The organism is Shewanella algidipiscicola, from assembly GCF_900380485.1.
In the GTDB taxonomy this organism is placed as follows: Bacteria; Pseudomonadota; Gammaproteobacteria; order Enterobacterales; family Shewanellaceae; genus Shewanella; species Shewanella algidipiscicola.
On the sequence record NZ_OXJV01000020.1, the window covers coordinates 1 to 16,736 of the forward strand.

The 16,736-nt window shown below is 45.7% G+C and carries 15 protein-coding genes and 1 pseudogene; 10 read left to right on the forward strand and 6 right to left on the reverse strand.

Translation table 11 applies throughout. From position 1 onward, the window contains the following. Positions 1-501 precede the first annotated feature (501 nt). The gene (locus DN599_RS16460; RefSeq protein WP_110458690.1) at positions 502-963 is read left to right on the forward strand and encodes an RNA recognition motif domain-containing protein; all 462 of its coding nucleotides are present in this window, start codon (positions 502-504) and stop codon (positions 961-963) included. A gap of 84 nt (positions 964-1,047) precedes the next feature. Here the strand turns inward: DN599_RS16460 and murI are convergent, their stop codons facing one another. Next, positions 1,048-1,830, reverse strand: coding sequence for a glutamate racemase (gene murI, locus DN599_RS16465; protein ID WP_110458691.1), 783 nt, complete (start codon positions 1,828-1,830; stop codon positions 1,048-1,050). 141 nt (positions 1,831-1,971) lie between these two features. Here murI and trmA point away from each other — a divergent pair, with 141 nt between their 5' ends. Next, positions 1,972-3,069, forward strand: coding sequence for a tRNA (uridine(54)-C5)-methyltransferase TrmA (gene trmA / locus DN599_RS16470; RefSeq protein ID WP_110458692.1), 1,098 nt, complete (start codon positions 1,972-1,974; stop codon positions 3,067-3,069). A gap of 109 nt (positions 3,070-3,178) precedes the next feature. Here trmA and fabR read toward each other — a convergent pair whose 3' ends face one another. Further along, positions 3,179-3,793 (reverse strand): HTH-type transcriptional repressor FabR, encoded by a 615-nt coding sequence (gene fabR / locus DN599_RS16475; RefSeq protein WP_110458831.1) that lies wholly within the window; start codon positions 3,791-3,793, stop codon positions 3,179-3,181. A 139-nt stretch (positions 3,794-3,932) separates the two neighbouring features. Between fabR and DN599_RS16480 the strand changes: the two genes are divergently transcribed. The 3 genes from DN599_RS16480 (at position 3,933) to mnmH (ending at position 7,366) form a co-directional block, all read left to right on the forward strand. Then, on the forward strand, positions 3,933-5,039 hold the full coding sequence (locus DN599_RS16480) for a fatty acid desaturase (RefSeq protein ID WP_110458693.1): 1,107 nt from the start codon (positions 3,933-3,935) through the stop codon (positions 5,037-5,039). 177 nt (positions 5,040-5,216) lie between these two features. After that, on the forward strand, positions 5,217-6,260 hold the full coding sequence (gene selD, locus DN599_RS16485) for a selenide, water dikinase SelD (protein ID WP_110458694.1): 1,044 nt from the start codon (positions 5,217-5,219) through the stop codon (positions 6,258-6,260). Further along, positions 6,260-7,366, forward strand: a complete 1,107-nt coding sequence (mnmH, locus tag DN599_RS16490; RefSeq protein ID WP_110458695.1) for a tRNA 2-selenouridine(34) synthase MnmH — start codon at positions 6,260-6,262, stop codon at positions 7,364-7,366. Before selD ends, mnmH begins: the two co-directional genes overlap by 1 nt. Before the next feature lie 170 nt (positions 7,367-7,536). Here the strand turns inward: mnmH and DN599_RS16495 are convergent, their stop codons facing one another. From DN599_RS16495 to nudE, 4 genes are all read right to left on the reverse strand, one after another. Next, positions 7,537-9,387, reverse strand: coding sequence for an MFS transporter (locus DN599_RS16495; RefSeq protein ID WP_110458696.1), 1,851 nt, complete (start codon positions 9,385-9,387; stop codon positions 7,537-7,539). Between the two features lie 119 nt (positions 9,388-9,506). Then, positions 9,507-9,962, reverse strand: coding sequence for a GNAT family N-acetyltransferase (locus tag DN599_RS16500; RefSeq protein ID WP_110458697.1), 456 nt, complete (start codon positions 9,960-9,962; stop codon positions 9,507-9,509). Continuing rightward, on the reverse strand, positions 9,955-10,767 hold the full coding sequence (cysQ, locus tag DN599_RS16505) for a 3'(2'),5'-bisphosphate nucleotidase CysQ (protein WP_110458698.1): 813 nt from the start codon (positions 10,765-10,767) through the stop codon (positions 9,955-9,957). Before cysQ ends, DN599_RS16500 begins: the two co-directional genes overlap by 8 nt. Before the next feature lie 49 nt (positions 10,768-10,816). Then, positions 10,817-11,362, reverse strand: a complete 546-nt coding sequence (gene nudE, locus DN599_RS16510; protein WP_110458699.1) for an ADP compounds hydrolase NudE — start codon at positions 11,360-11,362, stop codon at positions 10,817-10,819. A 96-nt stretch (positions 11,363-11,458) separates the two neighbouring features. Here nudE and yrfG point away from each other — a divergent pair, with 96 nt between their 5' ends. The 5 genes and pseudogenes from yrfG (at position 11,459) to ctaD (ending at position 16,736) form a co-directional block, all read left to right on the forward strand. Beyond that, on the forward strand, positions 11,459-12,130 hold the full coding sequence (gene yrfG, locus DN599_RS16515) for a GMP/IMP nucleotidase (protein ID WP_110458700.1): 672 nt from the start codon (positions 11,459-11,461) through the stop codon (positions 12,128-12,130). A gap of 339 nt (positions 12,131-12,469) precedes the next feature. Beyond that, positions 12,470-13,087 (forward strand): transcriptional repressor LexA, encoded by a 618-nt coding sequence (gene lexA / locus DN599_RS16520; protein WP_110458701.1) that lies wholly within the window; start codon positions 12,470-12,472, stop codon positions 13,085-13,087. Further along, entirely contained in the window at positions 13,084-13,593 is a 510-nt protein-coding gene (locus DN599_RS16525; RefSeq protein WP_110458702.1) for a cell division inhibitor SulA, read from the forward strand. The genes lexA and DN599_RS16525 overlap by 4 nt, the downstream gene beginning before the upstream one ends. 401 nt (positions 13,594-13,994) lie before the next feature. Beyond that, positions 13,995-15,107, forward strand: a pseudogene (gene coxB, locus DN599_RS16530) (cytochrome c oxidase subunit II); the annotation flags it as partial. An 18-nt stretch (positions 15,108-15,125) separates the two neighbouring features. Further along, positions 15,126-16,736 carry a cytochrome c oxidase subunit I gene (gene ctaD / locus DN599_RS16535; RefSeq protein WP_110458704.1) on the forward strand — a complete coding sequence of 537 codons (1,611 nt, stop codon included), beginning with the start codon at positions 15,126-15,128 and terminating at the stop codon, positions 16,734-16,736.

A 16,736-nucleotide genomic window follows, 5' to 3' on the forward strand; every position in this document is an offset into this window, starting at 1 on the left:
GATTAACTCAACACCTGTGAGTGTCCACACAGATTACTTGATAAATTGTTAAAGAGCGTTAGCACATCTCGGTAGTTCCAAGTGGCTAGGGCTGCGTATTCTACGCAATCCTTGGTTCGCGTCAAGCAGTTTTTGAAAACTTTTCGATGCGGCACTTTTCAGTGCCTGACCACCCTGTAAGCTAGGTGTTTAACCATGTTACTTAGTGCTTTACGACTTATCTCTGCGAGCTTCGCCGTGTCAGTGGTTGCGCATTATAGGGAGTTATCTTGGGGGCGCAAGGGCTTTTTAAACGATCGGCGATCGCTCGACGATCTTTTCGCCGTTATGGCGCTTTTTGTATCACTTTGTGTGGTTTTACACCGATGGGGCAAACGACTCAGTTATATTAATCGTTAATTAAGTTCGTTTTTTCGTCAATATACTAGTGTAATTGCCAATAATTCATTACCATATACGAGCTGTTAACAGTTAATTATCAATTCTTCAGAGAACAAATATATGCAAAAGCCATTTCTTATTGTTTTGATCGTCGCCCTTGTTGGCGCATTGGCAATATCTCAGTTCGCGCCAGACTTCTATTCTGCAATCGCGTTTTTCACTGGTGCTATTATCGCAAGCGTTATTTTTACCCTTCAATCACCTAAGTCAGATACCGATACTGATGAACAGTATAAAGGCCCAACGATGACACTGTATGTTGGCAACTTGCCATATCGTGTCCATGAAGGCGAAGTAAAGGTGTTATTTGGTAAATACGGCCCAGTAAACTCAGTACGTTTAGTTCGCGATCGTAAAACGGGACGCCGTAAAGGTTTTGGATTTATCGAGATGTCAGAAGCGGGTGCTAAGAAAGCCATGGTTAAGTTAAACGAGTTTGATTTTCAGGAGCGTACACTTAAAGTGCGTGAAGCAAAGTCACAAGATGCTGACAAGCCAGAATCTACTCAGGAAGCTAACTAGTAAGTACTCTTCTTATACCTATACATGTAAAAAGCATACTTATTATAGTATGAGCAAATAACATTAGTGGTCTTATGTCAGATTCTATGGCCTTAACTGACCAATAGATGAGAAGCCATATTCCACTAGTGTTGTTTTTAATCCTTTAGATATCTCTTGTGTGGTAAAGAAAGCATGGCTTTCTCCTCTTTTTCCTTCTGTAGTATCACCATTGAGCAAGGTTTTAACTCTGGCAGCTATCGCTTTGGCAGAATCTAATAACCGAACCCCTTCACCAAGGTAATGTTGTAACTCCGCTTTTAAGATAGGAAAGTGCGTGCAGCCTAAGACCAATGTATCTATGCCTGATTGCTTTATAGGTGATAATACTTGGGTGAGCAGCGCATGATCGATAGGCTCTTGCGCCATCTTAGCTTCGGCTAAGAGTACCAGTTCTGATGATCCGAAACATGTCACTTCGCAATCAGCGGCAAACTTTTGGATCAACGTGCGTGTATAAGTGCGGTTAACGGTTCCAGGTGTGGCGAGTAATCCGATGCGTTTATTCAGACTCGTGGTAGCAGCAGGTTTAATCGCAGGTACCACCCCCACAACCGGAATAGCCAACCGAGCGCGCAATACTGGTAATATTAAGGTGCTGGCAGTATTGCAAGCCACAACAACAATATCGGCTGTGACTCTACCTACCGCTTGAGTAATAAGCTGCACAGCGCCATCAATTAATACATCCTCTTCTAGCTCGCCATAAGGCAATCTGGCGTTATCGAATAAGTAGTAATAGTTTTCATTAGGCAATGTCTGCTTAATTTCGGTGAGTATAGAAAGCCCACCCACACCTGAATCGAATACTAAAATATTTGCCGACAAACTCAATTCCCCATGGGTAAACTCAAAATGAGATAAACATAGTATTTTCCCATAGCGAGGGATAAATCAAAAGCCAGATATTGGACATCAAGGCTGGGTAGTATACTATTTGCGCCCCAATGATAGTAACGGTGTTTTAAAATGAATTTAGAAGCAATGGATCCTAACCAATACGATAAGCAACTCGATGCTAAACGTGAAAAATTAGCGCAACTTTTTGCTGACTTTGACACCCCATCATTGCAAATATTCGCGTCGACACCCGAACACTATCGCATGCGTGCCGAATTTCGCGTCTGGCATGAGGGTGAAGATCTCTACTACTATATGTTTGACAAGGTACTTAACCAAAAAGTGCGCTGTGAGCAGTTCTTACCCGCCAGCGTGCTGATCAATCAGATGATGCCAGCGTTAATGGCCGAGCTTCGCCCTAACCCAGTATTACGCCATAAGCTATTTCAGGTCGACTTTTTGTCTACCCTAAGCGGTGAAATTTTAGTCTCATTGCTGTACCACAAACAACTTGACCAACAATGGCAAGATGAAGCACAAGCCCTCAAGCAACGTCTAGGTAAACAATTTAATGTCAATATTATTGGTCGTGCCCGCAAACAAAAGCTGACGCTAGATCGAGATTATGTAATTGAGTCATTACCCGTTAATGGGCAGACTTTGATTTATAAGCAGGTGGAAAATAGCTTTACTCAACCTAACGGACAAGTGTCTATCAAGATGCTGGAGTGGGCTATCGATAGCACCAAAGAGAGCAGTGGCGATCTTTTAGAGCTCTATTGTGGTAACGGTAACTTCTCTATTGCGTTGGCACAGAACTTCAATCGCGTGCTCGCTACCGAATTAGCTAAACCTTCGGTCGACTCTGCGCAATATAATATTGAAGCCAATAATATCGAGAATGTGCAGATCATTCGCATGTCGGCCGAAGACTTCACCGACGCATTAGCCAAGAAACGCAGTTATAGACGTCTCGAAGGGGTAGATTTAGATAGCTATCACTGTAACACCATATTTGTTGACCCACCTCGGGCCGGTCTCGATGACAATACTTTAACCATGGTGCAAGGTTATCAGCGGATCATCTATATTTCATGTAATCCAAATACGCTTATAGATAACCTCAAGGTGCTAAATAGCACCCACAAAATCACCCGCTTTGCACTATTTGATCAGTTCCCATATACAGACCACATGGAGTCTGGCGTGTTATTAGAAAAGCGCTAGACACCAAATTGTTCAGCTCACACTAAAATCTTAAGAACTAAGTATTAAGATCCCAAAAGGGCCATTAGGCCCTTTTGCGTATCGAGCCTCGCTAAAATCTTATGCAGAATCAGCGATTTTCCATTTTTTGCTGTAAACACTCCGCCCCTTTCGCCACCATCCGCAACTGGATAACCAACCTGTCGGCTAATATCTTACGATCGACGCGTTTCATATCTAACGCGGCAGCTCCTGCATTAAACACCAAGGTGACCAATGCCTCTGCTTGGGCACGCGCTAATTCGGGCGAACGCCTTGCTGTGGCTTCGGTATAATGCGCCAACTCTGAGATAAAATGTTCAATCTCACGTGCAACTGCGGCACGAAACGGTGCCGATGTGCCAGAACGTTCATGCAATAAAATACGGAACACGTTTGGGTTAGACTCGAGTACCTCCATAAAGGTCTCGACCGAGATACGGATCACGCTACCTCCGGCTTCTGCGCGTTGACGCCCCTTACGCATCATCTGACGCAATGTTAGGCCGCCTTCGTCGACCATGGTCAAACCCAGTTCATTCATATCTTTAAAATGACGATAAAATGAGGTTGGTGCAATATTGGCTTCGCGGGCCACCTCTCGCAAACTCAGGCTAGAAAAACTACGTTCTGCGCTTAACTGATTAAATGCAGCATCAACTAACGCCCGACGCGTTTTTTCTTTCTGCTGTGCCCTGATCCCCATCATGATGAATCCACTAGATAAATAGAATCAGCTAATAATACATTCTTTAACATAAAAACGCAGCCTATCTTGACCTCACCTATCAAGCACGCTAAATTGGCGCACAGATGTACGCTCAATTTAGCTGTTGGATATTATAATGAAAAAACCTCCCCTGATATGGACTAACATACTGCTGTTTGCCATTACCTTTTTAGGTGCTGCTATACTCGTCCCCTGGTACGGTATCACTTACGGTTACGGCATTGCTGAATGGGTGGCCTTTGTCGCCCTTGCCTTTGCAAGCGGATTGTCAATTACCGCCGGTTATCATAGACTTTGGTCTCATAGAACCTATAAATCACACTGGTCAATGCGCCTGCTATTTGCATTAGGCGGCGCACTCGCATTACAAAACAGTGCATTGCATTGGTCATCAGATCATCGCATTCATCACAAGCATGTCGATGATAACGATAAAGATCCCTATTCGGCGAACATGGGTTTCTGGTATAGCCATATTGGGTGGATGTTGCGCGAGTATCAAGCTCAGCGTTACCACGATTATAAAAACGTGCGAGATCTGCAAAATGATAAAATTGTGATGTGGCAGCACAAACACTATTTATCACTGATGCTAATCATGAACATTGGCTTGCCAGCGTTACTGGGTTGGCTCAATGGTGATATATGGGCCATGTTACTCATGGCAGGGTTACTGAGGTTAGTAGTGGTGCATCACTGCACCTTTTTCATCAACTCGCTGGCACATATCTGGGGCAAACAGCCATACACAGATAAGAATACCGCGCGAGACAATGGCATTTTGGCTGTGTTTACCTATGGTGAGGGATACCATAACTTCCACCATATTTTTGAAAACGACTATCGCAATGGCATACATTGGTGGCAATACGATCCCACTAAGTGGCTTATCAATATGATGGCATGGACAGGTTTGGCCACCCAATTGCGAGTCACCCCACAAGAGCGGATCGAGAGGGCTAAATTACAGATGCAGTTAACACGCACCCTCAATAAGGTTGAACATCTGGCTAATGGTGAAGAGATACTCGAGAAACTGCATGATGAATACGAATTGCTTAAAACCCACATTAGCGACTATTACCAAGCGCACAAAGAGTTACTCGACGCCAAACGGCAAAAACTGACCCACAACCAGTTAATGCTCAGAGTCGAACAACTTAAACAAGACCTATTGATGCGCAAACGTAATTGGAAATTACTCACCGCAAATTACGCCTAAATTAGCCGCTTACCCCACCGGACCACTCATCGCAGTGGTCCGTTTTATTTAGATTTCTACTTAAATTCACCTCCCTTAACGTGCATCACGCACATCTGTATCACCGCCGATTGAAGTGCAAAATAGATGAGACTATGATGGGCGGCTAACCCATTCATTTAGAGAGAGTTCGAGCTTATGTCAGACACTAAAATCAAACTTACCGAATACAGTCATGGCGCGGGTTGTGGCTGTAAAATCTCACCCAAAGTCTTAGGGACAATTCTGGCATCGCAATTACCTCACTTCGATGACCCTAATATTCTCGTTGGTAACAGCACCCGCGATGATGCCGCCGTCTATAAACTCAATGATGAAACGGGCATTATCAGCACCACAGACTTTTTTATGCCAATCGTGGATGATCCTTTTACCTTCGGTCGCATTGCCGCCACCAACGCGATTAGCGATATTTATGCTATGGGGGGTACACCGATGATGGCTATCGCTATATTGGGCTGGCCAGTGAATACTTTACCCGCAGAGATCGCCCAACAAGTTGTCGATGGTGGGCGCCAAGCGTGCGCGGATGCAGGTATCATGCTGGCAGGTGGCCACAGTATCGATGCGCCAGAACCTATCTTTGGTCTAGCCGTTACAGGGCAAATTCCGTTAACCGAACTCAAACAGAACAATACCGCTAAGGTCGGTGATAAACTGTATCTCACTAAACCACTGGGGATAGGTATTTTGACCACGGCTCAGAAGCAAAAAAAGCTAGCCGATGAGGATAGCAATATCGCTCCAGACGCCATGTGCCAACTCAATAAAATCGGCCCAGCTATCGCAAAAATTGCCGGCGTGAGTGCCATGACAGATGTGACAGGTTTCGGCTTAGCGGGCCATCTCATTGAGATGTGCTTAGGTGCTGATGTGGCAGCTAAGATTGATATCGACGCCCTGCCCTTGTTACCCAAAGCAAAAGACTACCTGCAAATGGGCTGCATTCCCGGTGGTACCCACAGAAACTACGACAGCTATGGCGAACATTTACCCCTGGTCAATGAAGAACAAAAAGCACTATTGTGCGATCCACAAACCAGTGGCGGATTATTGATTGCCGTTTCAGCAAGCCATGAAGCGGCTTTAATTAGCCTACTAGAAGCTAATGATATTACGCCAATAAGCATTGGTCATTTGGTGACTAAGCCTGCAACGAAGCAACTCGTGGAACTGTGCTAATGCCACCACTTATGGTTTCTAAAAACCAATATGCCCAGCTGTTTATTAACGACCACCCCATAATGGATGTTCGCGCGCCCATCGAGTTCGATAAAGGGGCGTTTCCGGCCAGTACTAACTTGCCATTAATGCAAAATGATGAGCGCAAACAGGTGGGCACATGTTATAAGCAACACGGCCAAGCCGCCGCGATCGCCTTAGGTCACACACTCGTTAATGATGACATCAAACAGCAAAGGATCGATGCATGGCACGAATATTTTGCGTATCACCCTAATGCTTACCTATATTGTTTCCGCGGTGGACTGCGTTCACAACTGACGCAACAATGGCTTAAGGAGGCTGGGCTATCTGTCCCCTATATCGAAGGTGGGTATAAGGCGATGCGTCAGTTTTTGATAGACAACATAGATCAAGCCCCTAGGGTAAAACCCATGCTGATCCTCAGCGGCATCACCGGCAGTGGTAAAACAGACTTCTTATTACAGCGCCCAGAAGGCGTCGATTTAGAAGGCATTGCCCATCATCGCGGCTCAAGCTTTGGCCGCTACCACGAGCCGCAACCATCACAGATCAACTTCGAAAATAACCTCGCCGTGGCACTGCTAAAACACCAAGCCAGCGATGCCAAATTCTTACTGCTCGAAGATGAGAGCTACCTCATTGGTCGCTCGGCGCTACCACAAGCCTTTTATAAAGGCATGCAAGTAGCAAAATTGGTGGTATTAGAAGAAAGTCAAACTGCCAGATTAAACCGATTGCTCGACGAATATGTCCATAAAATGCACCAAGGTTATCTTGATCGCCTCGGCCAAGAGGCCGGCTTTATCGCTTTTGCCAATTATTTGTCGCAAAGCATCAGTGGCATAAAAAAACGCCTTGGCGGCAAACAACATGATGAACTGCAGGCGATGGTGACTCATGCCTTACATGCACAACAAAATCAGGGCACAACAGCAGCTCATCTCGAGTGGATAAACGTGCTGCTGAGTAAATACTACGATCCTATGTACCAATATCAGATTGATAAAAAAGCCGATCGGGTTATTTTTAAAGGTGATCATCAAGCAGTGCATCAGTGGCTCGCTCAATACACGCCCCAATAACATCACTTAATGACATGACCGCCATTAAGTGTGACTGAATCACTCACCTGAATTCGAGTAAAACGATGGAATAATCCGAGATAGCTTAGCTATTTAAGGTTATTTCATCTCAAAGCTAAACTCCAAAATGCAGATAACTCAGTGTTCAGTTTTAAGCCCGAGTCTTGATTTTATAATGGGTCTGTCATCAAGCGGGTGATGTGCTGTTGCAGTAATGCGGCGCTCACCTGAGGAACCGCCATCGCATCACCGACAATCAGCGACCCCCTTGGCCAAAGCCCCCGCGGTTGGAACGTGTTTGCTTGACTCTTACTCGGCTCTGTTAATCCTTTCATTGCAAGTGGGATAATCTTCACTGGATGTTGCGTCACAACACTTGCGATCAAGGCGTTAAATTGAGCCCGATAACTCTCAGGCATGGTATCACTCGCGGTTAAATAATCGCTTAATAAGCACAATAACTCGCCATTGGCTAACGCCTGCTCAATCATGGTTAATGCTTCATTATTGCTTGCGCCGTTTATCTCACCCATAGCCAAAGGGATCACTCCTGCCGGCTTAACTGAGTTCGCTATGATAGAGGGTGGCATAACAAAGCGCACCAGACGACTCGATACCCCCATCACGCACAAAGCATCGAACTGACTAGTATGGGGACACACCAGTAACACCGCCCCCTGCTTGGGCAGTTTTTCACGCCCTTCAACACTGATGCGGTAACGCACATGACGAAATAAATAACTGACAAGGCGCCAACGAAACTCAGGCGCTTGTCCATAAATATAGGCAGCGACTACCAAATTAAGTACCGCTAGCAAGGTAAATAACTCAGGGATACTCCAGCCTAAGCCCGCCAGTAGTAACATGGCCAATAACGCCGAGCACACCATAAACAGCGCATTAACAATATTATTTGCGGCAATCACCTGTGCACATTTACCCGGTGCAGCACGCGACTGGATAAAAGCGTACAACGGGACGATAAATAAGCCCCCACTGACCCCGACCATCAACAAGTCAAACATCAGTCGATAATGCGCCGTTGTGGCGATAAAGTCTCCCACACTATAAACCCACAAGGGATCTAACGGTGCAGGTGGAATGGCCCAGACCAAATCGAGGCCAAACAGGGTCAACCCCGCCATGCCTAAAGCCACGACACCTAATTCAACATGACCATAGGATAAGCGTTCACATAAAAAGGAGCCCACCGCGATACCCACCGAAAATAGTGCTAATAGAAGCGACACTACGCTGGTATCAGAGGACAAATGTAACTTAGCAAAATAAGCAAATTGCGTTAGATAAGTTGCGCCAAGAAACCAAAACCAGCTAATGGCGATGATCGCCATCCAGATGCTTGGCGTCTTTCTCACCTGGGTAATGGCGCGCCACGTGCCAGATAAAGGGGCAAAACGGATCTGGGTCACGTCATGCTGTAAAGGTAAAGCCGGAATGGCACAACTGGCCAGATATCCACACAGGGAAAGTACAAAGACAATCAAGGCACTGGCGACAATTCCATGCGTACTAGCCATCAACAGCCCGGCGCTCAATGTGCCACTTAAAATAGCTAAAAATGTGCCTATTTCGACCCAAGCATTGCCCTTAACTAATTCTTCATCGGTCAACACTTGCGGTAGCAGTGAATATTTTACTGGCCCGAAATAGGCCGACTGACAGCCGGTTAAAAATAACAGCAGTAACATCACCATGTAGCTTTGAGACAAAATAGCCATCGCAGCGCACGACATGATAACCACTTCGAGTTGTTTAAGTCTGCGGATAAGCTTCGCCTTGTCCATATTATCGGCGAGCATCCCGGCATGAGCTGAAAAAAGAAAGAAGGGTAAAATAAACAGGCCCGCGGCCAAATTGACAAATAAATTAATGCTGATTGGCAACTCATTGATCTGGCTATAAGCCACCATCAAGAGTAAAACGTTTTTATAAATATTATCGTTTAATGCGCCTAAACATTGGGTGACAAAATAGGGCAAAAAACGTTTTGTTAACAGCATATGTGCTCCAGCTTGCCTCAAGCTTAGTTAGCCTAACCATCTAGATGACAATGAATAGATGACAATGAAGGTTTCATATAAGTCATTGCCACTCTTTAGCCATGCACAATAGATAAGGCTTAGCGCATCAGACACATTACCACCCGCGATGTATCCGGACCAAAATAGTCGGCTTCCGTTTGTAGCTCAACAAACCCCAATGCGAGGTATAAATGGCGCGCTGGATTAGCTGGATCAACAGTGAGCATCACCTGAGTGACTGACGGCGCCAAGTGATTAAGCGCATCGTTTATCAAACGTTTGCCGATACCTCGGCCTTGGGCGAGTGTATCCACGGCGACAGATAATATCCATCCTATATGCGGCTGCTCACTTTGCACCATTAGAATATAGCCAAGAAGATGATTATTTTGATCTATTGCAACACGCAAACCATTTGGCCAACAATCGAAACTCTGACGAAAAAAGAAGTCCGGATAACAATGCGCGCCAAACACACGCTGTTCAAGCCGATAAACGCCGGCCAGTTCGCCCTTTTGCGCCGCACGCAGGGTAATATCAACCGAATTATTCACTGACTAACAACTCATCCCAAGGTAAATGGGTCGAACCGACAACGATAAAATTAGGATTTTCGAGCGATTCACGTTCATTATAACTTAGCGGTTGCAGTTCAAGATCCATGATCTGCCCGCCCGCCTCTTCGACAATAATTTGTGCCGCGCCGGTATCCCACTCGCCAGTAGGGCCAATGCGTACATAACAATCGGCACGTCCTTCTGCGACCAAGCAACTTTTAAGCGCTGCCCCGCCGAGCACCACTAACTCACAATGCTTAGGCTGGTTTAGTAGCTTTAATACCGATTGCGGATCTTGGCGACGACTGACCGCCAAGCGCAATGAGTGCGAATCATCGAGTGTCAATTGACGACTGGCAATACGCTGTTCGCCTTTATTTGAGCGCTTATAAGCCCCTAGTCCTGCGATGGCATAATAAATCACCTCTGTCATGGGCACATAAACAATCCCCATAATAGGGCGATTATGCTCAACTAGCGCAATGATCACCGAAAAGTCGCCACTGCCGGCAATAAACTCTCCGGTACCATCTAACGGATCGACCAACCAATACCTGGGCCAATCGACGCGTTCGGATAACGGGATGTCGGCATCTTCTTCAGATAACACAGGAATATCGGGAGTCAGCTGAGTCAGCGCTGCAGTGATAATTTGGTGCGCAGCAAGATCGGCAGACGTCACAGGGGTATTATCCGCCTTAATTTCTTTATCAAAGCTACCTTCAAGATAAATATCTTTGATGGCCATGCCCGCTTCAACGGCGATGGCGATCACCTGTTCCACACACTCTTCTGGCTTCATCACAACTCCAACAACCTAGACAGGTAATGCATATATCCGAATTAAATAACTATTTTAGTTTTAAATGCTTCTGAGCTAAAAACAAGGCACTAACACTTCTCGATTCTGAAAAATCTTCCAATGCCAATAGCCCTGACCACTGTGCAAGCGGCCAAGAAACGACCTCTATTGGCTCAGGTTCATCGCCTTCAAGGCGACTTTCATACAGATCTTCTGCAATATAGATCTGCATCTTGCTGACAAAATAGCTGGGCGCCAGACTTAACTCCATCAAATGGGTTAATTTTTTAGCCCCAAAGCCTATCTCCTCTTGCAGTTCACGATTAGCGGCCTGCTCAGGAGTCTCCCCCAGATCAACTAACCCTTTGGGAAAGCCCAGTTCATAGCTGTGGGTTCCTGCAGCGTACTCTCTGCCCAGCAGTAGTTGCTCCCCCAATACAGGAACCACCATTACGGCGCCACGATTACTGCCTTTCATACGCTCATACTGGCGCTCGACCTGATTAGAAAATTTCAGGTGCACTTGCTCAATTTGAAATAACCGACTCTGAGCAACAACTTGTGTATGTAATATCTGTGGCTTTTGGTCCGACATGAATGTCCCTGATAAAATGAGGTTTGCATCACAGTTCAATCTTACTATGATGGGTTTAATCCACAACTCTCACGATAGAATTTTTTTACTGACCTTATGTTTCCTTGGGATAAAATTGATACCGTACTGCTTGATATGGATGGCACGCTACTAGACTTGCACTTCGATAGCCATTTTTGGCTCAAACTAGTGCCGCAAACCTTAAGTCACAACAGAAACATCTCTCTAAATGAAGCCAATGTCTTAGTGGAACAGGCCTACGACCAAGTGGTTGGCACCTTGGATTGGTATTGCCTCGACTACTGGCAGCAACAACTGCAACTGGATATTGTGACGTTGCAACGCACATTGGCCGACAGGATACAGTTACGCCAAGACAGCATGCCATTTCTGCATACATTGGCTAAAAAGCATAAAACCAGAATATTAGTGACCAATGCCCACCCTCATAGCCTAGCACTCAAACTAGAACACACAGAGCTTGCGCAAGGGTTAGACCATATGCTCTCCAGCCATGAAACGGGTTTTGCAAAAGAGCACCCTCAATTTTGGTCTAGCTTATTTAACCAATATCAATTACAACCCAATCGGTGTTTATTTATCGATGATAGCGAAGCTATCTTGCATGCCGCCAAACAAGCAGGAGTTGGGTATTTACTTGGCATAAGCAATCCTGATAGCAAAAAGCCCCATAAAATATTTACCCACTTTCCCGCAATCTATGATTACCACCACCTGTTAGATGACCTTATCGCCAGCAAGCCATAATAGCCGTACGCTTAACGATATAAGATAACGGTAACTGCAGGCACAGAGTGCAACTGAACCCTATTACCTGCTAACGTTGTTTCGCCGCCCTAACTTGGCACAGAAATCATCTCAACAGATAAGAGACAATCGCATCACTCAATACATTTATTCCGTAAAATCCATTTCATAACATTGATTTAAGTAAAAAATATCAGGTTTCAATGAAAATAAATCTGCGATTTTGCTTTCAGTTTCAAACAAATTCCACCACATTGCCGACAAAAATATGCTTAATCCTTGCGCTACTTTAAATACTGTATATACTGACAGTTACTGTATGGAAAGACAGGATCTGTAATGAGACCATTAACCCCTAGACAAGCCGAAATATTAGAATTAATTAAACGCAATATTGCCGATACAGGCATGCCGCCTACCCGGGCTGAAATTGCTCGTCGCCTAGGTTTTAAAAGCGCCAATGCGGCCGAAGAGCATTTAAAAGCCTTAGCCAAAAAAGGCTGCATCGAAATAATGCCAGGGACCTCGCGAGGCATAAAGCTAACTCAAGAAGATGACAGCGAAGATCTTGGTTTACCACTGATTGGACAAGTCGCTGCCGGTGAACCCATTTTGGCCCAAGAACATGTTGAGCAACACTATAAAGTTGATCCAGCGATGTTTCGCCCAAGCGCCGATTTTCTCTTAAGAGTCCGCGGCGATAGCATGAAAAATATAGGTATTCTCGAAGGTGATCTGCTCGCGGTACATAAAGTAGAGCAAGCCAGTAATGGCCAGATCGTCGTGGCTCGGGTCGAAGATGATGTCACAGTAAAGCGTTTTGAAAAGAAAGGTAATACTGTATATCTTCACGCCGAGAATGAAGAATATTCACCGATAGTGGTCGACCTATCCAGCCAAAGCCTTAGCATCGAAGGGCTTGCCGTAGGTGTTATCCGTAATGGAGATTGGCAATGAATAATCTAATGGGTAATGCCCCACGACATCCCGGCCTTTGGGTCGATATAAACACGCAACATAAGCCTACTCAGCACAGCACCATCGCGACATTATCGAGTCGCACCCAAGGTAAGCATGAGTTGCAAGCACTAACGCCGCAATTAGCAAGATTAAGCCAACAAGGCCAGTGGGTAGTTCTGATTAGCCCACCAAATATTGGTTATAAGCAGATGCTCGCCGATGCCGGTGTTCGTATGGATAGAATCTTATTAGTGCACACCAAAGATGAAGTTGAAGCACTATGGGCGATGGAAAAAGCGCTTACAAGTGGTACATCCAGTGCGGTGATCAGTTGGACCCAAGCACTCGATGCACGTGATTGTCGCCGCTTACAATTGGTCGCCAAAAGCACTCAGGCTTTAGGCATTGTGATTGAAGAAGCTAATCGTCACCTACCAGTAACAATCCTAGCAGAGCAAGATCAAGGCTGCCGCCAAACATCATTATTTGGCTCACTGCACTAGCATTACAGCTCAAACTTTCCATACTTAAGCCCCGCGAGGGGCTTTTTTGTCGCTGTTTTTTTTTAACAAAATAAAAAAAAGTGATCTTGATCAATATTTAAACAGCGATTAAGTTAGTAATAGATATCAACGATTATTTGTTATATCCGAACAATTTAGTAGTCGGCTTCATTGGCCTGCGAGTGAACATCTCTAGCAAAGTCCAATTAAGTTGAAATTCGCCTGATATAGTCAGCCGTAAGTGCAAGTGTGGTGACCACCAGCAATAACAACATCCATACCACCAGCGCACTATGAAGTCATCGTTGCTTTTTTGGGAACTGAAAAGTTTGCATGGAGCCGAGACATACTGTGTGACTTTTCTTTGTAGTTGCCTTCGCAATTGACAGAGGAGAAGTCTAGTGAAGCATCTGTGGTATAGCTTGCTGGGGTTATTACTAGCCCCGCCCATATTCGCAGCCGATATGCCCCTTAATATGACACCAGGGGTAACAGAGATCAGTGGCAAAGTTTTTGGCCTTCATATGACCATTCTCTATATCTGTTGCGCCATCGGCATCATAGTGTTTGGAGCAATGATCTACTCCATCATTAACCATCGTCGCTCAAAAGGCGCGGTGGCAGCCAATTTCCATGAAAGCACTAAAGTCGAAATAGCTTGGACTATCGTGCCTTTTGTTATCTTGATTCTGATGGCTATCCCTGCCACGAAAACCCTTATCGCCATGGAAGATCCTAGCGATGCAGATATCACCATCAAGGTAACGGGTTCACAGTGGAAATGGCATTACAGTTACTTTGATCACGATATCGAATACTACAGCTTGCTTGCTACCCCTAGAGCACAAATTGAAGGCAGTGAAACGAAGGGCGAAAACTATCTATTAGAAGTCGACAAACCCCTAGTGCTTCCCATTAATAAAAAAGTGCGTTTCTTGATGACCTCAGATGATGTGATCCATTCTTGGTGGGTGCCGGCCTTTGCGGTAAAAAAAGATGCTAACCCCGGTTTCATCAATGAAGCCTGGACCCGCGTGGATAAACCCGGCACGTACCGCGGCCAATGTGCAGAGCTGTGCGGTAAGGATCACGGCTTTATGCCCATAGTGGTTGAAGTGTTGTCTGAAGCCGATTTTGATATCTGGATCGAAGAGCAAAAAAACCAAGCCACAATCGCCGCCGCCGCGACCGAAGCCTCGTTATCACAAACCTTATCGATGGATGAACTGATGACCCAAGGTGAGCAGATATACATGGCACGCTGCGCCGCCTGCCACCAGCCAAATGGCATGGGACTTCCTGGGGTGTTCCCCGGATTAAAAGCCAGCGCCATTGCCACCGGCCCAGTCACTGCACATATCGATATTGTGGTTAATGGAAAGGTGGGCACTGCAATGCAAGCCTTCGCTGGACAGCTAACACCACAGGAGATAGCGGCTGTGGTGACATATGAGCGTAACGCTTGGGGCAATGATGTCGGTGATACCGTCCAAGCCGCTGACGTTAGTCAACATGGTCAATAGGGAGGCATGATGAATACAACAACCCGCGAAGCCAATATGGATGCCGCTCATATTGAAGAGTCTAACGAACACCACGAAGCTCACCCAACCGGCATAAAACGTTGGCTATTTACCACTAATCATAAAGATATCGGCACCTTATACCTGTGGTTCAGCTTTATTATGTTTCTTACTGGCGGTGCCATGGCCATGGTGATCCGGGCCGAGTTGTTTCAACCGGGTCTGCAATTAATCGAGCCCAACTTTTTTAATCAAATGACCACTGTACATGGCTTGATCATGGTGTTTGGTGCCGTCATGCCCGCCTTTACAGGGCTTGCAAACTGGCTAATACCCATGATGATTGGCGCACCTGATATGGCGCTACCACGGATGAATAACTGGAGCTTTTGGATTTTACCCTTCGCCTTTACCATATTATTAAGCTCACTCTTTATGGAAGGTGGTGGCCCCAACTTTGGTTGGACATTCTATGCTCCGTTATCCACCACTTATAGCCCTGATAGCACGGCACTGTTTGTATTTTCTATCCATATTATGGGGATCAGCTCCATCATGGGAGCCATCAACGTGGTGGTGACGATTGTGAATATGCGCGCCCCCGGCATGAGTTGGATGAAATTACCGCTATTTGTGTGGACCTGGTTAATCACCGCTTTCTTGTTGATCGCCGTCATGCCTGTGCTTGCAGGGGTGGTCACTATGGTGCTGACGGATAAATATTTTGGCACCAGCTTCTTTGATGCAGCAGGTGGCGGCGATCCTGTGATGTTTCAGCATATTTTCTGGTTCTTCGGCCACCCCGAGGTCTACATTATGATCTTACCTTCATTTGGGATCATATCGGCTATTGTGCCCGCCTTTAGTCGCAAACGTCTCTTTGGTTACTCCTCTATGGTTTATGCCACTGCCAGTATTGCGATTTTGTCCTTCTTGGTTTGGGCACACCATATGTTTACCACAGGTATGCCAGTATTTGCTGAACTGTTTTTTATGTATTGTACTATGCTCATCGCGGTACCAACTGGGGTTAAGGTCTTTAATTGGGTCGCCACCATGTGGCGCGGATCACTCAGTTTTGAAACGCCTATGTTGTTTGCCATCGCCTTTATCATACTGTTCACCATAGGCGGATTTTCGGGGTTGATGCTGGCCATTACTCCGGTGGATTTCCAGTATCACGATACCTATTTCGTGGTGGCTCACTTCCATTATGTATTGGTCACAGGGGCCATCTTCTCCATTATGGCGGCCGCCTATTATTGGCTACCTAAATGGACCGGGCATATGTATGACGAGAAGTTGGGTAAACTGCATTTTTGGTGTTCGGTTATCTCAGTTAACGTGTTGTTTTTCCCTATGCACTTTTTAGGACTCGCGGGAATGCCGCGTCGAATTCCTGATTATGCAATTCAATTTGCTGATGTTAACCAAATTGTCTCTATTGGCGGCTTCGCTTTCGGGCTATCGCAGTTTATCTTTCTCGCCTTGGTGATTAAGTGCATCAAGGGCGGTGAAAAAGCACCAGCTAAACCTTGGGATGGTGCCGAAGGGCTGGAATGGACTCTGCCAAGCCCGGCTCCTTATCACTCATTCTCGACTCCACCTGAGGTGAAATAA